Source organism: Georgenia sp. M64, from assembly GCF_038049925.1.
Classification (GTDB): Bacteria; Actinomycetota; Actinomycetes; order Actinomycetales; family Actinomycetaceae; genus Georgenia.
On record NZ_CP145809.1, the window covers coordinates 2,178,346 to 2,199,943 of the forward strand.

The window sequence follows — 21,598 nt, forward strand, 5'->3', positions numbered from 1 at the left end:
GGCGCGGCGCAGGCCGCGCGTGACGCGGCGCGGCGTCAGCCCGCGCGCCACCAGGCGGCGGCGTCGGGCGGCAGCGCCGCACCGCTGAGGGGCTCGCTCGCGAGGAGCACCTCGCCGGCGGGCAGCTCGACCGCGTCGCCCGAGAGGTTCACCGCGCAGCACAGCCCGCCCTCGCGCTCGAACGCGAGCACCCCGTCGGCGACGTCGAGCCACCGCAACGCCTCGCCGCGTCCGCGCAGCTGCTCGCGCCGCAGCCGCAGGACGTCCCGGTAGAGGGTGAGCATCGAGGCGGGATCGGCCGACTGCGCCTCGACCGTCAGCGCCGCCCAGTCCCCCGGCTGCGGCAGCCAGGTGGCACCGCCGTCGGGTGAGAACCCGTAGGGCGGGGTGTCGCCCGACCAGGGCAGCGGGACGCGGCAGCCGTCCCGGCCGGGGTCGGTGCCCCCGGTCTGGACGAAGATGGGGTCGCGGCGCTGTGCCGGGGTGAGGTCCTCGACCTCCGGCAGGCCGAGCTCGTCACCCTGGTAGACGTACAGCGACCCGGGCAGAGCCGCCACGAGCAGGGCTGCGGCGCGGGCGCGCCGCGTGCCCAGCCGGAGGTCGGTGGGCACGCCCGCGCGCCGGCCGCCCGGGTCGAACCCCGAGTCCGCGCGTCCGTACCGGGTGACGGGCCGGGTGACGTCGTGGTTGGAGAGCACCCAGGTCGGCGGGGCCCCGACGCCGGCGTGGCTCGCCAGGGTCGCGATGATCGGGGCTCGCAGGGCGGCGGCGTCCCAGGGCTGGGCCATGAGGTCGAAGTTGAAGGCGGTGTGCAGCTCGCCCGGGCGCAGGTAGGCGGCGAGCCGCTCGCCGTCGCCGAGCCAGACCTCCCCGACGAGCACCCGCTCGTCGCCCGGCTGGGCGTCGACCACCGAGCGCCAGGACCGGTAGACTTCGTGGACGTCGTCCCGGTCGACGTACGGGTGCTCCCCCGGCCCGGGCAGGTCGGGCACCGGCGGCAGCGCCGGGTCCTTGGAGATCATCGTGGCGGAGTCGATGCGGATACCGGCGACCCCGCGGCTCAGCCAGAACCGCAGGACGTCCTCGAACTCGGACCGGACGTCGTCGTCGCGCCAGTTCAGGTCCGCCTGCTGGGGGGTGAACAGGTGCAGGTACCACTCGCCGGGCCGGCCGTCGGGCTCGACCACGCGCGTCCACGCCGGCCCGCCGAAGGCGGACTGCCAGCCGTTGGGGGGCTGGGCACCGTCCGCCCCGAGACCGGGGCGGAAGATGAACCGCTCCCGCTCGCGGCTGCCCGGCCCGCTCGCGACGGCCGCGCGGAACCACGGGTGGGAGGTGGCGATGTGGTTGGGGACGACGTCGATGATGGTGCGCAGGCCGTGCGCCGACGCCTCGGCGATCAGGACCTCGGCGTCGTCGAGGCTCCCGAGCTCGGGGTCGATGGCGCGGTAGTCGGCGACGTCGTAGCCGCCGTCGGCACCGTCGGAGGGGTACCAGGGGGTCAGCCAGACGGCGTCCGCGCCGAGCTCGCGCACGTGCGCGAGCCGGCGCCGCACCCCGGCGAGGTCACCCACGCCGTCGCCGTCGGCGTCGGCGAAGCTGCGCGGGTAGACCTGGTAGACGACCGCGTCACGCCACCACGGGCTCATCCCTTGACGGACCCCGCGGTGAGCCCGGCGACGATGTAGCGCTGGAGGAACTGGAACAGCAGGATGATCGGGATCGAGGCCACCACCGCAGCGGCCGCGAACAGGCCCCACGGGGCGTTGCGCTCGTCCGACGCCCACTGGTACAGCCCCACGGCGAGGGTGAAGTTGTCCGTGCTCTGCAGGACGACCCGCGCGATGACGAAGTCGCCGTAGGAGGCGATGAAGGACAGCAGCCCGACCACCGCGAGGATCGGCGCGACCAGCCGGAGGATGATCGTGAAGAAGATCTGGGCGTGGGAGGCCCCGTCGATCTTGGCGGCCTCGTCGAGCTCCTTGGGGATGGTGTTGAAGAACCCGTACATGAGGAACGCGTTGGTGCCCAGCGCACCGCCGAGGTAGACGGCGATGAGGGACAGGCGGCTGTTGAGGCCGAGGACGGGGAAGATCTCGCCGATGCTCAGCAGCAGCAGGAAGATCGCGACGAACGCCAGGGTCTGCGGGAACATCTGCACCAGCAGCAGCGCGGTGAGGCCGCCACGCCGGCCGGCGAAGCGGAACCGCGAGAACGCGTAGGCGGCCGCCGAGCCCATGAGGACGGTGCCGATCGCCGTCACGCCCGAGACGATGAGCGAGTTCAGCGCCCACGTGGCGAAGTCGCTGTCCCCGAGGTCGGCGTAGTTCTCCCACGAGATGGTGCGGAAGAGGTCGTTGGATCCCGTCAGGCTCCCCCCGGGGTTGAAGGAGGTCGACAGGATGTACAGCAGCGGCAGCAGGCAGTAGGCGATCGCGACGACGCCGACGACGTGCCGCCAGCCGATCTCGCGCCACCAGCGGCGTCCGCGGGGCCTACCGTCGTTGTAGACCGTCGTCGTCTGGGCCATCTCAGATCTCCTCGAGCGTGCGGGTGCGACGGAAGCCGAGCCAGGAGATGACCCCGACGACCAGGAAGATGACGATCGCCATCGCCGAGGCGAGGCCGTAGTCCCGGGCGCCGCCCTCGAAGGCCGTCGCGTAGACCAGGGTGATGAGGATGTCGGTGGCGCCCACCTGGACCGGGGAGTCGGGGAAGTTCGGCCCGCCGCCGGTGAGCATGAAGATGAGCGAGAAGTTGTTGAAGTTGAACGCGAACGAGGCGATGAGCAGCGGCGCGGTCGCCACCAGCAGCAACGGCAGCGTGATCGAGCGGAAGATCCGCAGCGGGCCCGCGCCGTCCATCTTGGCCGACTCCATGACGTCGCCGGGCAGGGACTGCAGGGCACCGGTGGCCACGAGGAACATGTAGGGGAACCCCAGCCAGAGGTTCACCCCGATGATCGAGAGCTTGGCCAGCCACGGGTCGGTGAGCCACTGCACGCCCGCCCCGCCGAGGATGACGTCGTTGATGAAGCCGAAGCGCTCGTTGAGCATCCCGCGCCACACCAGCGCGGCGAGGAAGCCGGGGAAGGCGTACGGGAGGATGAGCATGGACCGGTAGAAGCGCCGGCCCTTGACGCGCGGGTCGTTGAACACGATCGCGAGGAAGAGGCCCAGGGCGAACGTCGTCGCCACGGACAGCCCGGCGAAGACGAACGTCCAGACGAAGATCTGGAAGAACGGGCCCGCGAGGCGGTCGCCGGTGACCATCTCGAGGTAGTTGTCGAAGCCGACCGCGACGCGCCAGCCGGGCGTCAGCGCGGTGCCGTCCTCGCTGACGAAGCTGCCCTCCTCGTTCGGGCGGTAGACCGTGCCGTCGTCGGTGTTCGTCATCGTGTCCGCGGCCTCGTCGTAGCTGTAGAAGCTGCGCGAGACGAACCCGCTGGTGCCGTTCTGGGTGCGGATGGAGCCCTCGTTGGGGTCCTCGGCGATCGGCACCCGCAGGTTGGTGACGGCCTGCTGCTGCTGCGCGACCTCGGCGAACGGGAGCACCTCCCAGCCGGGGAGCTCGACGATGCGCCCGCCCTCGACCTGGGCGTCCTCGACCACCTCGAGCGGCTGCTCGGCGGTGCCGGCGACGACGTCGCCGTCCTCCTGGACGACCGCGAAGCCGAGCTCCTCGCCGTCCCGCACGACGGCGAGGGGCAGGGTCGGTGCGCCCTCGACGCGGCGGTCGTTCTGCAGCAGGATCGCGCTGACCGCGTCGGCCTTGGTGGAGTTGTGCCCGTCCCCGTAGTTGGTGAAGGAGACGTAGCCGGTGTACGCCATGACGAACACCTGGTAGACGAGCAGGAAGAACAGGCCCGGCACGAGGTACTTCGCCGGGATCATCCGCCGGGAGAAGTAGACCCAGTTCACGACGACCAGGGCGAGGACCAGGAAGCCGACGATGCCCCAGTGCTCGACGGCCGCGGCGGCGAGGATCCCGTACACCCCGAGCGCGTCGACGAGGGCGACGAGCACGAGCTTGACGAGGAAGCCGGGGCCGAAGCTGCGCGCGTGCGAGTCGGTCCGGCGTCTGGAGGGAGAGCGCTCCTGCGGCGCCTCGGTGATCTCTGGGCTGGTCATCTGGGTGCTCCCTCCGCGCTCAGCGGTGAGCGCGCGACGTCGGGTCGTGGCGTGGAGGTGCGGCCCCGGACGGGTCCGGGGCCGCACCTGTGTCTCAGCGGATCAGCCGGCGATCTCGGACTGGAGGTTGCCGATCATCGTGTCCCAGCGCTCCACCGGGGGCACCGTGCCGTTGATGATGTCGACCTCGGCGCCGCCCCACCACTCCCAGACGGCAGCCATCTCGGGCAGCGCGGGCATGGGGGCGCCGGTCGCGCCGGCCTCGTTGAAGCCCGCGAGGATCGGGTCCTCGAGCGCCTCGGCGGCCTCGGTCATCGCCGGCACACGGCCGCCGATGTTGTACAGCTCGGTCTGGACCTCGGGGGTCGCGACGAAGTTGACGAGGAAGTCGTTGACGAGGAGGGCGTTCTCGGAGTTGATGTTCGGGAAGAAGCCCTGGACGCCCACGAACGGCTGGGCCTCCTCACCGCCGGCGCTCGGCACCGGCAGGACGGAGATGTCCAGCCCGGCCTCGGTGAACTCGGTGGTGTACCAGGGGCCGGTGATGATGTAGGGCGTCTCGCCGGCGAGGAACGCCTCCTTGGCGACGTCCGCGGAGATGTTCGTGTCGAGGATGCCCGCCTCGCCCTGCGCCGCGAGGAACTCGGCGAACGCCTGGCCCTCGGGGCCCGCCATGCCGAGCTCGGCGGTGTAGGACCCGCCGTCGCTGACGAAGACGGGGGCGCCGAAGGAGGTCTGCAGCGGGTACAGGTGGTACGGGTCGCTGCTGGTCGGGTCCTGCTGGATGACGATCGGGTACTCCGAGCCGGTCTCCTGGGCCGCGGCGATCATCTCGTCCCAGGTCTCGGGCGTCTCGGAGAGGATCTCGTTGTTGCGGACGAGCGCGATGTTCTCGATGGCGTACGGCACGCCGTAGACCTGGCCGTCGTAGGTCACGGCGTTGAGGGCCGACTCGGAGAAGAGGTCGGCCTTCTCACCGAGGTCGACGGTGCCGACGACGCCGTTGGTGACCCAGCCGCCCAGGCCGTCGTGGGCCGAGACGATGATGTCCGGGCCCTCGCCGGTCGGCACGGTGGTGATGAACTCGTTGCCGATGTCGGCCGAGGCCTTCTGCACGACCTCGATCTCGACGCCGCTCTGCTCGGCGTACTGGGTGCCGATCTCCTCGACGAGGTCGATCCGGGTCTCGTCGGCCCAGATCGTCAGGGTGCCGGTGAGCTCCGGCGCCTCGGTGCCGGCCTCGGTCGTCCCCTCAGCCGCGGGGGCTGCGGTGGTCTCGTCGTCGGTGGCGTCGCCGCCCCCGCCGCACGCGGCAAGCGCCATGGTCATGCCGACCGCGGCCGCAAGGGTGATGCTCCGTCGCATCGTCATCTCCTGTAACAGTTGTTGGATGGGTTTCTCTCCCGGTCGCCCTGCGGTGCCAGCACCGCGGGGAGCCCGATGTGAAAGAGAGTAGGCATGTCGGTAGCCAGACTGCAACAACTTGCAGTAACTTTCAGGCAACAGTTTCATGACAGCCGTGCAGGGTTGCACGCAGGAACCAGGAGTGGGTCAGTGGCCATGCAAGGGCGCACCAGGCTTACCGACGTCGCCGAGCAGGCCGGCGTCAGCACGGCGACGGTCTCTCGGGTCCTCAACGGCAAACCCGGCGTGGCGGGCGAGACCCGCCGGGCGGTCCTCGCCGCGCTCGACATGCTCGGCTACGAGCGGCCCGAGAAGCTGCGATCACGGTCGAACGGGCTCGTCGGTCTGGTGGTGCCCGAGCTGAGCAACCCCGTCTTCCCCGCGTTCGCGCAGTCGATCGAGACCATGCTCGCCACCACGGGCTACACGCCGCTGCTGTGCACGCAGTCCCCCGGCGGCATCACGGAGGACCAGTACGTCGACATGCTCCTCGAGCACGAGGTCGACGGCATCATCTTCGTCTCGGGCCTGCACGCCGACACCCACGCCGACCCGGCCCGCTACCAGCGACTGCAGGAGCGTGGCGTCCCGATCGCCCTCATCAACGGCCACAACCCCGAGATCGACGCCCCGGCCTTCTCCACCGACGACCGCGGCAGCATGGACCTGGCGGTGCGCCACCTCGTCTCCCAGGGCCACCGCACCATCGGCCTGGCCATCGGCCCGGACCGGTTCGTCCCGGCCCGCCGCAAGCGCGACGGCTTCGTCGAGGCCATGCGGAACTACCTCGACGTGTCCGACCCGGCGATCGTCAGCACCCTGTTCACCGTCGAGGGGGGCCTCAGCGCGGGCACATCGCTCATCGACCTCGGGTGCACCGCGATCATCTGCGGGTCCGACCTCATGGCGCTCGGCGTCGTGCGGGCCGCCCGTGCCCGGGGCCTGCGGGTGCCCGAGGACCTCTCCGTCATCGGGTACGACGACTCGGCGCTGATCCCGTTCACGGACCCGCCGCTGACGACCATCCGTCAGCCGGTCGAGGCCATGTGCCAGGCCGCCGTCACCACGCTCGTCGCCGAGATCGGTGGTTCGAGGGTTCCTCGCACGGAACTGGTGTTCGTGCCCGAGCTCATCGTCCGCGGCTCGACCGCGGCCGCGCCGGGCAACGTCGTGGGGCTGGCGATCTAGCCCGTCGACCGCGTTCCGGGCACCTTCCGCCATCAGCCGAGGGGGCGTGCGGCCGGCCCGGCTGGCCTCCGCGCGCCGACGGCGTCAGGATGGTCGGTCGGCGACGGCGGGTCACGCCTCGCCCCAGCACCCCAGCACCCCAGCACCCCAGCACCCCAGCACCCCAGCACCCCAGCACCCCAGCACCCCAGCACCGACCCAGGAGATCGATGTCCACCCTCACCCGTGCCGAGCTGACCGTCCACACCCCCACCGAGGGACGTGCCACCTGGTGGCGCGAGGCGGTCATCTACCAGGTCTACCCCCGCTCCTTCGCCGACGGTGACGGTGACGGCATCGGCGACCTGCCCGGCATCACCGCACGGCTGGACCACCTGGCGGCGCTCGGCGTGGACGCCGTGTGGCTCTCGCCCTTCTACCGCTCCCCGCAGGCGGACGCCGGCTACGACGTCGCCGACTACCGCGACGTCGACCCGCTGTTCGGCACCCTCGCCGACGCCGACGCCCTCCTCGCCCGGGCGCACGACCTCGGCCTGCGCGTCATCGTCGACCTCGTGCCGAACCACACCTCGGACGAGCACGAGTGGTTCGCCGCGGCGCTCGCCGCCGGTCCCGGCAGCCCCGAACGGGCTCGCTACATCTTCCGCGAGGGCAACGGCGAGACCGGTGAGGAGCCCCCGAACAACTGGGAGTCCGTCTTCGGCGGCCCCGCGTGGACCCGGGTGCGCGACCGCGCCGACGCCCCGGGCAGCGCCTGGGCCGAGGACGGGCAGTGGTACCTCCACCTGTTCGACTCCAAGCAGCCCGACCTGGACTGGGAGAACCCCGAGGTCCGGGCCGAGCTCGAGGACGTCCTGCGCTTCTGGCTCGACCGCGGCGTCGACGGCTTCCGCGTCGACGTCGCGCACGGCCTGGTCAAGGCCGCCGGCCTGCCCGACTGGGCGGGGCACGTGAGCATGGTCGAGGGCGCCGAGGACGCGGGTGACACCGATCCCGAGCCGCCCGCGGTCCGCTCCCCCGAGGGTCACCACGCCCACCCGCCGATGTTCGACCAGGAGGGGGTGCACGAGATCTACCGCGACTGGCACCGGGTTCTCGCGGAGTACCCGGGCGACCGGGTGCTGGTGGCGGAGGCGTGGGTGGACCCCGTCGAGCGCCTCGCGCGGTACGTCCGCGCCGACGAGATGCACCAGGCCTTCAACTTCGCCTTCCTCGTCTCCCCCTGGCACGCCCCCGAGCTGCGCGACGTCATCGCCCGTTCCTACCGGGCCAACGACGCCGTCGGGGCGCCGACGACCTGGGTCCTGTCGAACCACGACGTCGTCCGGCACGCCTCCCGGCTGGGCCTGGCCCGTACCGGCAAGGGCCCCAACGGCATCGGCGCCACGGACCCGCAGCCCGACGCCGAGCTCGGTCTTCGCCGGGCCCGCGCCGCCACGCTGCTCATGCTGGGGCTCCCGGGCTCGGCGTACCTCTACCAGGGCGAGGAGCTGGGGCTGCCCGAGCACACCGAGCTGCCGGACGAGACGCGTCAGGACCCGGCGTTCTTCCGCACCGGCGGGGCCGAGCGCGGCCGCGACGGGTGCCGGGTGCCGCTGCCCTGGGAGCAGGACGCGCCCGGGTTCGGCTTCTCCCCCACCGGCCGCACCTGGCTGCCGCAGCCTTCCGAGTGGGCCGACCTGGCTGCCGACACCCAGAGCGGCCGGCCCGGCTCGACCCTCGAGCTGTACCGCGAGACGCTGCGCCTGCGCGCGGAGCTCGGGCTGGGGCTGGGGTCGATGTCGTGGAGCGCCGGGCACGCGACGAGCCCCGACGTCGTCGCGTTCGTCACCACGGGCGCGGCCGAGGTCCTCGTCCTGACGAACCTCGGCGACACGGACGTCGCCCTGCCGGCCGGGTGGAGCGTGCTCGTGGCCAGCGGTCCGCTCGGCGAGGGTGCCGGCGGCGAGGCGACCACCGTGCCGGCCGACACCACGGTGTGGGCGCGGCGCAGCTGACCGAAGGCTGACGTGGCCCCGCCCGGCCTCCGGGCCGGGCGGGGGCGGCGGCCGGGCGGGGCGCCGCTGCTCAGCCGCCCGAGACGGAGAGCTCGGCCTGACTGATCATCGCCAGCAGGTCGGCGTCCATGTCCTGCGAGTCCAGCCAGCCGTCGGGCAGGTGCGGGGCCTTGGGGCTGCCGGCCCGCCCGCGCGGCCCCTCGGCGCTCTCCCCGGGGTAGGCCTGGTCGAGGTCGAGGGCGGCGAGCCGCTCGTCGAGCTCGGCGAGGGAGGAGACGAGCCCGAGGTCGTGCCGGGCCTCCCCGCCGACGACGTAGCCCTTGAGGTACCACGCCATGTGCTTGCGCATCTCGCGCAGGGCCCGGTCCTCCTCGCCGAAGTGCTCCACCATGAGCTCGGCGTGGCGCCGGACCGTGCCGGCCACCTCCCGCAGCCCCGGCCGGACCCGCAGGTCCGACCCGTGCGCGGCGGCGACGAGGTCCGTGAACAGCCAGGGCCGGCCCTGGCACCCACGCCCCACGACGACGCCGTCGCAGCCGGTGCTGGCCATCATCTCGGCCGCGTCCTCGGCCGACCAGATGTCGCCGTTGCCGAGCACCGGCACGCTCGTCACCGCGTCCTTGAGCCGCGCGACGGCCTCCCACCGGGCCTTGCCCGAGTAGTGCTGCGCGGCGGTGCGGGCGTGCAGGGCGACGGCGGCCACGCCCGCGCGCTCGGCCAGCCGGCCGGCGTCGAGGTAGGTGAGGTGGTCGTCGTCGATGCCCATCCGCATCTTCACCGTCACCGGTACCTCGTGGTCCCGCCCGGCCGACGCCTCCCGGGCGGCGGCGACGGCCTCGGTGACGATGGCGTCGAAGAGGTCGCGCTTCCACGGCAGCGCCGACCCGCCGCCCTTGCGGGTGACCTTGGGCACCGGGCAGCCGAAGTTGAGGTCGACGTGGTCGGCGCGGTCCTCGGCGACGAGGATGCGCACCGCCGCGCCGATCGTCGCGGGGTCGACGCCGTAGAGCTGGACCGAGCGCACCGGCTCCTCCGGGTCGGGGGTGATCATCCGCATCGTCTCGGGCGTGCGCTCGACCAGGGCGCGCGAGGTGATCATCTCGGTCACGTAGAGCCCGGCGGGCGCGAACGGGCCGGACGGGCCGGCAGCTGCCGGCACGGCCGCCGGCGCGCCGGCGGGCGCGGCAGCCGGCGCGGCGGCACCTTCACCATGGCCGGACGGGAGCGAGCTGGCGCCGGGCGGGACAGAGGTCGCGCCGGCGGCGGTGAGGCCGGCAACGCCGGACTCGCGGCACAGCCGTCGGAAGGGCGGGTTCGTCACCCCGGCCATGGGGGCCAGCACGACGGGCGTGCCGAGGGTGACGGCACCGATCTGGAGGTCGCTCACCGAGCCATTGTCACCGGCGGGGCCGGGGAGGGGCGAACCGGGCCGATCTCGCCGTCACGGTGCCGGTCGCGGGCGGGCGCCCGGCTGACGAGCAGGGCGGCGATGGCCGTCGTCACGGGGATCGCGAGGACGAGGCCCACGGAGGAGACGAGGGTGCGCACGATCTCCTCGGCGATCTCCCCGGCCATGAGGGTGTCGAGCAGCGCACGGTCCATGAGCGAGGCGACCATGAGGACCGGCAGGGCGGTGCCGACGTACGCGAACGCCAGGGTGTAGACGGTCGAGGCGATGTGGTCCCGGCCGATGCGCATCCCCTGGCCGAACAGCCGCCGCCTCGGCAGCGCCGGGTTGGCGGCGTGCAGCTCCCAGACCGCGGAGGCCTGGGTGATGGTGACGTCGTTGAGGGCACCGAGGCCGGCGATGACGATGCCGCACAGGAGCAGGTCGGCGAGGGAGAGGTGGGGGAACTGCGCGGCGAGGATGAGCGACTGGTCCGACCCGGCGCCGGTGAGGTTGGCCGACCCGGTCCCCCACACCCCCAGGGTGGCGGTGACGGCGAGGCCGACGAACGTGCCGAGCAGCGCCGTCGTCGTGCGGATGGAGACGCCGTGGGCCAGGTAGAGCGAGAGGAACAGCATCGCCCCGGACCCCACGAGCGCGACGAGCAGCGGCGGGTGGCCGAGCATGAGCGCCGGCAGGACGAACAGGAGGATGACGGCGAGGGAGGTGCCCAGCCCGGCCATGGCCGCGAGGCCACGCCAGCGGGCGACCGCGAGGACGACGGCGGCGTAGATCGCGACGAGGATCCACACCGGGCTGGAGCGCTCGAAGTCCCAGAAGACGTAGGGGCTGCCGGTGCCCATGGCGTCCGGGCTGAACATCAGGCGCAGCTCGTCACCGACGCCCATCCCGTTGGCCATGATCTCCGGCGGCACCTGGACCGGCACCACCTGGCCTGCGCCGGTGCCGGTGGAGAGCTCCACACGGACCTGCCCGCCGTCGCCGTCGGCGCCGAGCACCTCGACGACCTCACCGGCCTCGATCGTCATGCCGGTGCCGGCGAGCGGCACGGAACCGATCGGTGTCTCGCCCCGCGGCCACAGCGCGACCAGTCCGACGACGGTCGCGACGAGGAGGGGCAGGACCAGCGCGGCGAGGATCGCCCGCACCCGTCGGGCCTCGGCGGGGTTGAGCGGCAGCTCGCCGGAGTGGTGGTGGCTCACCTGCCCATGCTCGCCCCGCGACAGGCGGGGACCGCGCAGGCCACGCCGTCCCGGCGGAACCTGGCGGGTTCGCTCCCGCGGCGGCCGCGCCGCCGAGCGCGCACCCTCGCGTCGAGCTCGCGGGAACCGGGACCGGTCAGCACCCCAGGAGGTCCTCGCTCGACGCGCAGGCACGACCTCGGCGAACGCGGCGCCGAGCGGGCACGAGCTCCCCGCGGGCCGACCCAAGCGGTGGCGCCGGCGACCCAGGGCCGCCGGCGCCGGCGCTCAGCAGCCGACGAGACGCTCGGCGAGGTAGCCGCGCACCTTGTCGAGGGAGATGCGCTCCTGGTTCATGGAGTCGCGCTCGCGCACGGTGACGGCCTGGTCCTCGAGGGAGTCGAAGTCGACCGTGATGCAGTACGGCGTCCCGACCTCGTCCTGGCGCCGGTACCGCCGGCCGACCGCGCCGGCGTCGTCGAACTCGACGTTCCAGTACCTGCGCAGCTCCGCGGCGAGGTTCTTCGCCACCGGTGAGAGCTGCTCGTTGCGCGAGAGCGGGAGGACGGCGGCCTTGACCGGGGACAGGCGAGGGTCGAGCCGCAGGACGGTGCGCTTGTCCACCCCGCCCTTGGTGTTCGGCGCCTCATCCTCGGTGTAGGCGTCGGCGAGGAACGCCATGAGGGAACGGGTCAGACCCGCGGCCGGCTCGATGACGTACGGGACCCAGCGCTCGTTCTTCGCCTGGTCGAAGTAGCTGAGGTCCTGCCCGGAGTGCTCGGTGTGGGTGGACAGGTCGAAGTCGGTGCGGTTGGCGACGCCCTCGAGCTCGCCCCACTCGCTGCCGCTGAACCCGAAGCGGTACTCGATGTCGACCGTGCGCTTGGAGTAGTGGGAGAGCTTCTCCTGCGGGTGCTCGTAGTGGCGCAGGTTCGCCGGGTCGATGCCGAGGTCGGTGTACCAGGCGGTGCGGTTGTCGATCCAGTACTGGTGCCACTCCTCGTCCGTGCCGGGCTCGACGAAGAACTCCATCTCCATCTGCTCGAACTCACGGGTGCGGAAGATGAAGTTGCCCGGCGTGATCTCGTTGCGGAAGGACTTGCCCACCTGGCCGATGCCGAACGGCGGCTTCTTCCGGGCGGAGGTCATGACGTTGGCGAAGTTGACGAAGATGCCCTGGGCGGTCTCGGGCCGCAGGTAGTGCAGGCCGGACTCGTCCTCGACCGGGCCGAGGTAGGTCTTGAGCATCATGTTGAAGTCGCGCGGCTCGGTCCACTGCCCGCGGGTGCCGCAGTTGGGGCACGCGATGTCGGCGAGGCCGTTCTCCGGGGCGTGGCCCTTCTTCTCCTCGTACTCCTCGGCCATGGTGTCGGCCCGGAAGCGCTTGTGGCAGCTGAGGCACTCGGTGAGCGGGTCGGTGAAGACGCCCACGTGGCCCGAGGCGACCCAGACCTGCCGCGGGAGGATGACCGAGGAGTCGATGCCCACGACGTCCTCGCGGGAGGTGACCATGTGCCGCCACCACTGGCGCTTGATGTTCTCCTTGAGCTCGACGCCGAGCGGCCCGTAGTCCCAGGCGGAGCGGGTGCCGCCGTAGATCTCCCCCGAGAGGTAGACGAAGCCGCGCCGCTTGGCGAGGTTGATGACGTTGTCCAGGCGCGAGGGTGCTGCCACGGGTGATCACTCCGGTACTCGAGACGGACCCGCACCTGGCTGGCGCGGGCGGGAGCCGGCGGTGACCGGCTGCGGGGACCAACCTACCGACCGGCGTGCGGGGATGCCGTCCTCGGGAGCCCGGGGGCCGGTGCGTGCGGCGCCGGGAGCCGGCGCGTGCCGCGCGGCGGGCCGATGCCTGCGGCCTGGACAGCGGTGCGTCGCACCGGCCGTGGTGCGCGCCACAGCCATCAGGTTTGACGATCGTTCTCAATACCGATGAGAATGATCCTCATGACGCGACGCACCCTCCGCACGGCCGCCGCGGCGACCGTCCTGGCGACGACGCTCGCCGCCTGCTCGGGAACCGGTTCGGGCGACGGCGGCGCCGGCTCCCCCGACGGTGCCGGCGCCGAGGTCCTCGCCTCCTTCTACCCGCTGCAGTACGTGGCCGAGCGGGTGGGCGGTGACCGTGTGCAGGTCGACTCCCTCACCCCGCCCGGGGCCGAGCCGCACGACCTCGAGCTCGCCCCGGCCGACGTCGCACGCCTCGGCGAGGCCTCCGTCGTCGTCTACCTCTCCGGCTTCCAGCCGGCCGTCGACGACGCCGTGGCCCAGACCTCGCCCGAGCACCTCGTCGACGCCGCCGCCCACGCCGAGCGGGCCGGCACCGACGACCACGCCGACGAGGAGTCGGCCGAGGCCGACGACCACTCGGCCGAGACCGACGACCACGCGGCAGAGGACGAGCACGCGGGCGAGGCCGGCGCCGACCCGCACCTCTGGCTGGACCCCACCCTGCTCGCGGAGGTGGCCGTCGACGTCGCGGACGAGCTCGCGGCCGCCGACCCCGACAACGCGCAGGAGTACGAGGCGAACGCCGAGACCCTGGCCGGCGAGCTGACGGCCCTGGACGAGGAGTTCACCACCGGGCTCGCCCAGTGCGAGATCCGCACCGTCGTCGTCGCGCACGAGGCGTACGGCTACCTGGCCGAGGCCTACGACTTCGAGCAGGTGGGCATCTCCGGCATCGACCCCGACACCGAGCCGTCGCCCGCGCGTCTCGCCGAGATCGGCGACGTCGTGCGCGCCGAGGGCGTCACGACGATCTTCACCGAGTCCCTCGTCAACCCCAAGGTGGCCGAGACCCTCGCCGACGACCTCGGCGTCGAGACCGCCGTCCTGGACCCCCTGGAGGGCCTGGCCGACGACAGCAAGGACTACCAGGTGGTCATGCGCGAGAACCTCGCCGCCCTGAGGGAGGCGCTCGCGTGCGCGTGAACGACGGCATGAACGACGCCGGCTCGCCCGACCGCCCCGCCGCGGCGGGCGGGCCGTCGGCGGAGGTCCCGCTCGCGGTCGAGGACCTCGGGGTCACGCTCGGGCACGCCCACATCGTGCGCGGCGTGACCTTCACCGTCGGCGCCGGGGAGATGGTCGCCCTCCTCGGCGCGAACGGCTCGGGCAAGTCCACGCTGGTGAAGTCGCTCGTGGGGATCGTCCCGGTCACCCACGGCCACGCCCGGGTCTTCGGCGCCGACGTCGGCGACCGGCGCGCCGTCCCGTGGCGCCGGGTGGGCTACGCCCCGCAGCGGGTCACCGCCACCGCCGGCGTCCCCGCGACCGCGCTGGAGGTGGTGACGTCCGGGCTGCTGGACAACCGGCGGCTGCGGCCCGGCCCCGGCGCCCGGCAGCGCGCCATGGAGGCGCTGGAGGAGGTCGGCCTGGCCGCCCGCGCCCACCGGAGCGTGCAGGTCTTCTCCGGCGGCCAGCAGCAGCGGGTGCTCATCGCGCGTGCGCTCGTGCGCCGGCCCGACCTCCTCATCCTCGACGAGCCCCTCGCCGGCATCGACCGGGAGTCGAAGGAGGCCCTCGCCGGCACGCTCACCGGCCTGCGCGAGCGCGGCACCACCGTGCTCGTCGTCCTCCACGAGCTCGGCGAGCTCCAGGGCCTCGTGCAGCGGGCCGTGGTCCTGCGCCACGGCCGGGTCGTGCACGACGGCGCACCGCCCGCCCCGGTCCCCGGCCACGACGACCCCGACCACGAGCACGACCACGCCCACGGCGACCAGCCCGTCCCCGGCTACGCCGCCCCCGACCTCTCCGCGGAGTGGTGATGGACCTCCTGACGACCCTCGGCGACATGCTCGCCAGCCCCCTCATGCGCCGAGCGCTGCTCGTCGCCCTCCTCGTCGGCCTCTCCGCGCCCGTCGTGGGGACCTACCTCGTCCAGCGGCGCCTGGCCCTCCTCGGCGACGGCATCGGCCACATGGCACTGACCGGCGTGGCGGCGGGCTGGCTCGCCGGCGCCGCCGTCGGCCTCACCCCGCACGACGTCCTCGCCGTGCCGGGCGCGGTCGTGGCCGCCGTCGCGGGCGCCATCGCCGTCGAGCTCGTCCGGGAGCAGGGCCGCACCAGCGGCGACGTCGCCCTCGCGCTGCTCTTCTACGGTGGCATCGCCGGCGGCGTCCTCCTCATCGGCCTCGCCGGCGGGACGTCGGCCAACCTCACCGGCTACCTCTTCGGCTCGATCTCGACGGTGACGACGACGGACGTGTGGCTCACCGTGGTCCTCGCCGCGGTCATCCTCGGCGTGGGTCTGGGCCTGCGGCCCGCGCTGTTCGCGCTCAGCCACGACGAGGAGTTCGCCCGGGCCACCGGCCTGCCGGTCCGTGCGCTGAACATCACCGTCGCGGTGACGGCGGCTCTCACGGTGTCGGTCTCGATGCGTGTCGTGGGCGTGCTGCTCGTCTCCGCACTGATGATCGTCCCGGTCGCGGTGGCCCAGCTGGTGGCCCGGTCGTTCCGGGCGACCATGGCGCTGGCCATGACGATCGGGGTGGTCGTGACGGTGGTGGGCCTGTCCATCACGTACTTCCGGTCGCTGTCCCCCGGGGCCACGATCGTCATGCTCGCCATCGGGCTGTACGCCGTAGTATCGGTGCTGCGCCCGTCGCTCCGGCGTCCGGCCGGGGAGGACCCCCACCTGGACGTGGACGACGACGTCGAGGTCCGGGAGGCGGTGTGATGCTGCGGATGACGCGCCAGCGCGCCGCCGTCAGCGGGATGCTCGCCCGGACGCGGGACTTCCGCAGCGCGCAGCAGCTCCACGAGATGCTGCGCGAGGCGGGCGAGTCGATCGGCCTGGCCACGGTGTACCGGACGCTGCAGTCCCTCGCCGACGCCGGCGAGGTGGACGTCCTGCGCATCGCCGACGGCGAGACCCGGTACCGCCGGTGCGGCCGGTCCGAGCACCACCACCACCTGGTGTGCCGCGGCTGCGGACGCACCGTGGAGGTCGAGGGCGCCCCGGTGGAGCGGTGGGCGGCCGAGGTGGCCCGGGACAACGGCTTCGTCGAGGTGGACCACACCGCCGAGCTGTTCGGCACGTGCGCCCGCTGCGCGGAGAGGGAAGCAGCCCGTGCCTGAGTTCCTCTCGTCCTGGCCGTTCTGGCTCGTGTTCGTGTTCATGTGGTCGGGGGCCACCGTGCGCGGGCAGGCGACGTACTGGGCAGGACGGGTGGTCACCGACCAGACCCTGCGCCGCACCCACCCGGCGGGTGGCCGCGCGCGCCACCTGCACGACTGGCTGGCCGGGGAGGGCACCGAGCGCGGCATCGAGGCGATCCGGCGGTGGGGCCTGGTCGTCGTGCCCTTCTCCTACCTCACCGTGGGCTTCCAGACGATGGTCAACGCCGGGGCCGGCGTGCTGCGCATCGGCTGGGTGCGCTACACCGTCGCCCAGCTCCCCGGCGCCCTGGCGTGGGCGGCCATCTACTCCACCATCGGCTTCGCGGTGTGGGAGGCCGGGCTCGCCGCCGCCGCCGGGTCCCCGTGGGGCCTGGCGGGCATCGGGGCACTGACCGTCGTCCTCGTCTCGACCGTCCTCGTGCGGCGCCGTCGTCGACCGACGACGCTCGACGGCGCCGCGACCACCCCGGCGGTCTCGGAGGAGCCGGCCCGCGGCTGAGGCGTCCCGAGGACCGCACAGTCGTCCGCCCTGCGGTGGAAGATCACGAAACGGTCACGTAACGTCGTGGGGTCCGCGGCGGGCCTCCGACCGCCGCGGCCGGGTCGCCCGCCGGGCGCCCGGTGCACGCCGCAGCGCCACCCCGCCCCGGCGGTCGTGCAGGTCCCCCATCGCGCGGGGGCGGGGAGCCCGCAACGGGCGAGGCACGCGCGGAAGGAACTCCATGACCACGAGAAACACCATGTCCGGCACGGCCACCACGGCCGCGCCCCGCAGCACCGCCGCCCGCGTCCGGCGCGCCGGCGGCGTCGGCGCCCTCCTGGCCATGCTGTCCGTGCCCGCGGTCGGTGTCACCGGCGCCGGGGCCGCCTCCGGCGAGACCTGGGACGCCCTCGCGCAGTGCGAGAGCAGCGGCAACTGGTCGATCAACACCGGCAACGGCTACTACGGCGGTCTGCAGTTCTCCCAGAGCACCTGGGAGGCGTTCGGCGGCACGCAGTACGCGGCGCGGGCGGACCTCGCCAGCCGTGAGCAGCAGATCGCCACGGCCGAGCAGACCCTTGCCGTGCAGGGCTGGGGCGCCTGGCCGGCGTGCTCGGCGAAGCTGGGGCTCTCCGAGGGCGACAAGGCCGGGTCCGCCGGCGCGGCACCCGCCGTGCAGGCCGCACCCGCCCCGGCCCCACAGGCGCCCGCCGAGCAGGAGCACACGCACCCGGCACCCGCCGAGCAGGAGCACACCCACCCGGCGCCCGCCGAGCAGGCGCCGGCACCGAACCCGGCCGCGGAGACCCACACCGTGGTCGCCGGCGAGACCCTGGCCAGGATCGCCACCGACCACGGCGTCTTCTGGCGCGACCTCTTCGAGACGAACCGTTCGGTGGTCGGCGACAACCCCGACCTGATCTTCCCCGGTCAGGTGCTCCGCATCGGCTGACCAGCTGCTGCGCACCCGCTGACCAGGTGCTGCGCACCTGATGAGCCGCCCACACCGAGGGGCCTCCCGCACTGCGGGAGGCCCCTCGTCGTTCGCGCCGCGGGCCCTCGTCGTTGGCGCGGGACGCCCTCGTCGTTTCGCGCGGCGGGCCGTCGTCGTACGGGTGGGTGGCCCTTCGTCGTCGTGCGGGCGATGGCCCTAGATGCCCTCGGGCCGGTCCACCGCCCCGCCGTAGCGGCGGTCGCGACGGGCGTAGGTCTCCACGGCACGCCACAGGGTGCGGCGGTCGACGTCGGGCCAGGCGTCGTCGATGAAGACCATCTCGGCGTACGCGGACTGCCACAGCAGGAAGTTCGACGTGCGCTGCTCCCCGCCCGTGCGCAGGAACATGTCGACGTCGGGCAGGTCCGGCTCGTCCAGGTGCCGGGCGACGGTGCGCTCGGTGACCCGCTCCGGGTCCAGCCGTCCGGCGGCGACCTCCCGGGCGATGCTGCGGGCGGCGTCGGCGATCTCGGCCCGGCCCCCGTAGTTGACGCACATCGTCAGCGTGCACACCGTGTTGTCCCGGGTCTGCTCCTCGGCCCGCTCGAGCTCGGAGACCACCGAGCGCCACAGCCGCGGGCGTCGGCCGGCCCAGCGCACCCGCACGCCCCAGGCGTCCATCTGGTCCCGGCGGCGGTGGAGGACGTCGCGGTTGAAGCCCATGAGGAAGCGGACCTCGTCCGGTGAGCGCTTCCAGTTCTCGGTGGAGAACGCGTACGCCGAGACGTGCGTGACCCCGATCTCGATCGCCCCGGCGACCACCTCGAGCAGGGCAGCCTCCCCCGCCTTGTGACCCTCGACGCGGGGCAGGCCGCGGGCGTTGGCCCACCGGCCGTTGCCGTCCATGACGACGGCGACGTGCCGCGGCACGAACCGCGGGTCGATCGCGGGGGCGCGCTCGCCCGAGGGGTGCGGCGGCGGCGGGACGGGCGCGGCGGCGCTCACGCGCGCTCGACCATCCGCAGGGAGCGCAGCTGGCGCTCGAGGTGCCACTGGAGGTAGGACGCCACAAGTCCCGAGGCCTCCTTGCGCTCGCGCGGCTCGGACGCGTCGGCCTGGGCCCAGTCGCCGGAGAGCAGCGCGCCGAGGAGCGACATCGTCTCCCGGGCGGGCGAGGCCGAGCCGGGTGGACGGCAGGAGTCGCACACCGCGCCGCCGGCCGCGGCGTTGAACCCGCGGTGCGGACCGTCGGTGCCGCACCGGACGCAGTCGTAGCAGCTGGGCGCCCACCCCGCCACGGCGAGGGCGCGCAGGAGGTAGGAGTCCAGCACGAGGGAGGCCGCGTGCCTGCGCGTGGCCAGGGAGTGCAGGGCACCGACGAGGAGGAGGTACTGCTGCGGGAACGGCTCGCGCTCGATCTCGGTGAGCCGGGCCGCGGTCTCCGCCATGGCGTGGGCGGTCGTGTACAGCCCGTAGTCCTCACCGAGGTTGCGCCCGTAGGGGGCGATGGTCTCGACCTGGGTGATCGTGTCCAGGCTCCGGCCCAGGTGGAGCTGGATGTCGACGACGCCGAACGGCTCGAGCCGGGCACCGAACTTCGACGAGGTGCGCCGCACCCCCTTGGCGACGGCGCGGACCTGGCCGTGCTCACGGGTCAGCAGCGTGATGATGCGGTCGGCCTCACCGAGCTTGTGGGTCCGCAGCACCACGGCCTCGTCCCGGTACAGCTTCACCCGTTCATTGTCCCCCACCGGCCGCCGCCCCGGCCCCATGGCGCGCGGGGCACGGGGCGGCCCGGCCGCAACGCCTCAGCGCCCGGCGCGGTTGACCGCCGAGACGATGGCCTTGAAGGACGCGGTCATGGTCGAGGGGTCGATGCCCACGCCCCACAGCACCTGTCCACCCACCTCGCACTCGACGTACGAGGCGGCGGTGGCGTCCCCGCCCTCGGACAGCGCGTGCTCGGCGTAGTCGAGCACGTGGACCTCCACGCCCACCTCGCCGAGGGCGTTGACGAACGCGTCGATCGGGCCGTTACCGGTGGCGGCGAGGACCTTCTCCTCCCCGCCGTCGACGAGGGTCACGGTGAGGACCGCGTCGGTGCCCTCCCCCGCCGTCGTGAGGGTGGTGCCCTTGAGAGCGAAGCGGCCCCACGGCTCGAGGCCCATCGCGGCGGTGTGCGGCAGGTACTCGTCGGCGAAGATCGACCAGAGCTGCTCGGCGTCGATCTCCCCGCCGTAGGCGTCGGTGTGCTTCTGGACGATGCCGGACAGCTCGATCTGCAGGCGGCGGGGCAGGTCCAGGTGCCGGGTCGAGGAGAGCAGGTAGGCCACCCCGCCCTTGCCGGACTGGGAGTTCACCCGCACGACCGCCTCGTAGCTGCGGCCGACGTCCTTGGGGTCGATCGGGAGGTACGGCAGCTCCCAGACGACGGCCTCCTCGGCGCCGCCGGCCGCCGCGACCTTCTCCGCGCGGGCCGTGAAGCCCTTCTTGATGGCGTCCTGGTGCGAGCCGGAGAAGGAGGTGTAGACGAGGTCGCCGCCGTAGGGGTGGCGGGGGTGGACGTCCATCTGCGTGCAGGCCTCGACGGTGCGGCGGATCCCGTCGATGTCGGAGAAGTCGATCATCGGGTCGATGCCCTGGCTGAAGAGGTTGAGGCCGAGCGTGATGAGGTCGACGTTGCCGGTGCGCTCGCCCTGGCCGAAGAGGCAGCCCTCGACCCGGTCGGCGCCCGCGAGCAGCCCCAGCTCGGCCGCCGCGACACCCGTGCCGCGGTCGTTGTGCGGGTGCAGCGACAGCGCGACGTGCTCGCGCCGGGTGAGGTTGCGGCTCATCCACTCGATCTGGTCGGCGTAGACGTTGGGGGTGGCCCGCTCGACCGTGGCCGGGAGGTTGAGGATGATCTCCCGGCCGGGCTCGGGCTGCCAGACGTCCATGACCGCCTCGCAGACGGCGAGGGCGAAGTCCAGCTCGGTGTCGACGAAGATCTCCGGGGAGTACTGGTAGCCGAAGACGGTCTCGTCGCCGAGGACCTTCTCGGCGTAGGCCAGGACCTCGCGCGTGCCGGCGACGGCGAGCTCCTGGGTGGCCTCGCGGTCGTTGTGGAAGACGATGTCACGGAAGACCGGGGCGGTGGCGTTGTACAGGTGCACACTCGCCCGGGGGAAGCCGACGAGGGAGTCGATGGTCCGGTGGATGAGCTCGGGCCGCGCCTGGGTCAGGACCGAGACGGTGACGTCGTCGGGCACCGCGTCGTCCTCGACGAGCGAGCGCACGAAGTCGAAGTCGGTCTGCGAGGCGGCCGGGAAGCCGATCTCGATCTCCTTGTAGCCCATCGTCACGAGCAGGTCGAACATCCGGCGCTTGCGCTCGGCGTTCATCGGCTCGATGAGGGACTGGTTGCCGTCACGCAGGTCGGTGGAGAGCCAGCGGGGGGCACGGGTGGTGCGGCGGGTCGGCCACTGCCGGTCGGGCAGGTCGACCGGGTTGACCTCCACGAAGGGCCGGTACTTCGACACCGGCATGGCGGAGGGCTGCTGGGCGCTGATGCGGTCTGCGGTCTTCATCGGTTCCTCGTCGCTCGTGCGTGATGGCCGGGCACGACGACCGCCGCGACGAGGGGCCGGCCGTCAGTTGGCCTCGTCGCGGCAGAGAAGGAGCAGCTGGTGCTGCACGGACCTGCGCACATCACGAGGCTACCGCCCGCGGTGGGCACGAGTCACCTTCCGGACGGGGTCGTCTCAGCATTCAG

The 21,598-nt window shown here is 73.0% G+C and carries 18 protein-coding genes; 8 read left to right on the forward strand and 10 right to left on the reverse strand.

Annotated elements, in window-relative coordinates:
- Window positions 1-35: 35 nt before the first annotated feature.
- The 4 genes from AAEM63_RS09900 to AAEM63_RS09915 form a co-directional block, all read right to left on the reverse strand.
- Window positions 36-1,649 carry a glycoside hydrolase family 13 protein gene (locus tag AAEM63_RS09900; RefSeq protein WP_341358105.1) on the reverse strand — a complete coding sequence of 538 codons (1,614 nt, stop codon included), beginning with the start codon at window positions 1,647-1,649 and terminating at the stop codon, window positions 36-38.
- Window positions 1,646-2,530 (reverse strand): sugar ABC transporter permease, encoded by an 885-nt coding sequence (locus AAEM63_RS09905; protein ID WP_341358106.1) that lies wholly within the window; start codon window positions 2,528-2,530, stop codon window positions 1,646-1,648. The genes AAEM63_RS09900 and AAEM63_RS09905 overlap by 4 nt, the downstream gene beginning before the upstream one ends.
- Window position 2,531: 1 nt before the next feature.
- Complete coding sequence (locus tag AAEM63_RS09910; RefSeq protein ID WP_341358107.1) at window positions 2,532-4,130, reverse strand: ABC transporter permease subunit; 1,599 nt, start codon at window positions 4,128-4,130, stop codon at window positions 2,532-2,534.
- A gap of 102 nt (window positions 4,131-4,232) precedes the next feature.
- The gene (locus AAEM63_RS09915; RefSeq protein WP_341358108.1) at window positions 4,233-5,495 is read right to left on the reverse strand and encodes a maltose ABC transporter substrate-binding protein; all 1,263 of its coding nucleotides are present in this window, start codon (window positions 5,493-5,495) and stop codon (window positions 4,233-4,235) included.
- Between the two features lie 195 nt (window positions 5,496-5,690).
- Here AAEM63_RS09915 and AAEM63_RS09920 point away from each other — a divergent pair, with 195 nt between their 5' ends.
- Both AAEM63_RS09920 and AAEM63_RS09925 read left to right on the forward strand, forming a co-directional pair.
- Window positions 5,691-6,722 carry a LacI family DNA-binding transcriptional regulator gene (locus AAEM63_RS09920; RefSeq protein ID WP_341358109.1) on the forward strand — a complete coding sequence of 344 codons (1,032 nt, stop codon included), beginning with the start codon at window positions 5,691-5,693 and terminating at the stop codon, window positions 6,720-6,722.
- A gap of 209 nt (window positions 6,723-6,931) precedes the next feature.
- On the forward strand, window positions 6,932-8,719 hold the full coding sequence (locus AAEM63_RS09925) for a glycoside hydrolase family 13 protein (protein ID WP_341358110.1): 1,788 nt from the start codon (window positions 6,932-6,934) through the stop codon (window positions 8,717-8,719).
- Between the two features lie 70 nt (window positions 8,720-8,789).
- Here AAEM63_RS09925 and dusB read toward each other — a convergent pair whose 3' ends face one another.
- The 3 genes from dusB to AAEM63_RS09940 form a co-directional block, all read right to left on the reverse strand.
- A complete protein-coding gene (gene dusB, locus AAEM63_RS09930) occupies window positions 8,790-10,049 on the reverse strand; it encodes a tRNA dihydrouridine synthase DusB (RefSeq protein WP_341361353.1) in 1,260 nt (419 codons plus the stop codon).
- Between the two features lie 53 nt (window positions 10,050-10,102).
- Window positions 10,103-11,329 (reverse strand): YibE/F family protein, encoded by a 1,227-nt coding sequence (locus tag AAEM63_RS09935; RefSeq protein ID WP_341358111.1) that lies wholly within the window; start codon window positions 11,327-11,329, stop codon window positions 10,103-10,105.
- Between the two features lie 267 nt (window positions 11,330-11,596).
- Window positions 11,597-12,982 carry a glycine--tRNA ligase gene (locus AAEM63_RS09940; RefSeq protein WP_341358112.1) on the reverse strand — a complete coding sequence of 462 codons (1,386 nt, stop codon included), beginning with the start codon at window positions 12,980-12,982 and terminating at the stop codon, window positions 11,597-11,599.
- Between the two features lie 273 nt (window positions 12,983-13,255).
- Here AAEM63_RS09940 and AAEM63_RS09945 point away from each other — a divergent pair, with 273 nt between their 5' ends.
- From AAEM63_RS09945 to AAEM63_RS09970, 6 genes are all read left to right on the forward strand, one after another.
- Window positions 13,256-14,242, forward strand: a complete 987-nt coding sequence (locus AAEM63_RS09945; protein WP_341358113.1) for a metal ABC transporter substrate-binding protein — start codon at window positions 13,256-13,258, stop codon at window positions 14,240-14,242.
- A complete protein-coding gene (locus AAEM63_RS09950) occupies window positions 14,233-15,078 on the forward strand; it encodes a metal ABC transporter ATP-binding protein (protein ID WP_341358114.1) in 846 nt (281 codons plus the stop codon). Before AAEM63_RS09945 ends, AAEM63_RS09950 begins: the two co-directional genes overlap by 10 nt.
- On the forward strand, window positions 15,078-15,989 hold the full coding sequence (locus AAEM63_RS09955; protein ID WP_341358115.1) for a metal ABC transporter permease: 912 nt from the start codon (window positions 15,078-15,080) through the stop codon (window positions 15,987-15,989). Before AAEM63_RS09950 ends, AAEM63_RS09955 begins: the two co-directional genes overlap by 1 nt.
- Window positions 15,989-16,390 carry a Fur family transcriptional regulator gene (locus AAEM63_RS09960; RefSeq protein ID WP_341358116.1) on the forward strand — a complete coding sequence of 134 codons (402 nt, stop codon included), beginning with the start codon at window positions 15,989-15,991 and terminating at the stop codon, window positions 16,388-16,390. Before AAEM63_RS09955 ends, AAEM63_RS09960 begins: the two co-directional genes overlap by 1 nt.
- Window positions 16,383-16,931, forward strand: coding sequence for a VTT domain-containing protein (locus AAEM63_RS09965; RefSeq protein WP_341358117.1), 549 nt, complete (start codon window positions 16,383-16,385; stop codon window positions 16,929-16,931). The genes AAEM63_RS09960 and AAEM63_RS09965 overlap by 8 nt, the downstream gene beginning before the upstream one ends.
- 223 nt (window positions 16,932-17,154) lie before the next feature.
- On the forward strand, window positions 17,155-17,865 hold the full coding sequence (locus AAEM63_RS09970) for a transglycosylase family protein (protein WP_341358118.1): 711 nt from the start codon (window positions 17,155-17,157) through the stop codon (window positions 17,863-17,865).
- Between the two features lie 198 nt (window positions 17,866-18,063).
- Here AAEM63_RS09970 and AAEM63_RS09975 read toward each other — a convergent pair whose 3' ends face one another.
- The 3 genes from AAEM63_RS09975 to leuA form a co-directional block, all read right to left on the reverse strand.
- A complete protein-coding gene (locus tag AAEM63_RS09975) occupies window positions 18,064-18,852 on the reverse strand; it encodes an isoprenyl transferase (protein ID WP_341358119.1) in 789 nt (262 codons plus the stop codon).
- On the reverse strand, window positions 18,849-19,580 hold the full coding sequence (gene recO, locus AAEM63_RS09980; RefSeq protein ID WP_341358120.1) for a DNA repair protein RecO: 732 nt from the start codon (window positions 19,578-19,580) through the stop codon (window positions 18,849-18,851). Before recO ends, AAEM63_RS09975 begins: the two co-directional genes overlap by 4 nt.
- Before the next feature lie 75 nt (window positions 19,581-19,655).
- The gene (leuA, locus tag AAEM63_RS09985; protein ID WP_341358121.1) at window positions 19,656-21,413 is read right to left on the reverse strand and encodes a 2-isopropylmalate synthase; all 1,758 of its coding nucleotides are present in this window, start codon (window positions 21,411-21,413) and stop codon (window positions 19,656-19,658) included.
- Between the last annotated feature and the right edge of the window lie 185 nt (window positions 21,414-21,598).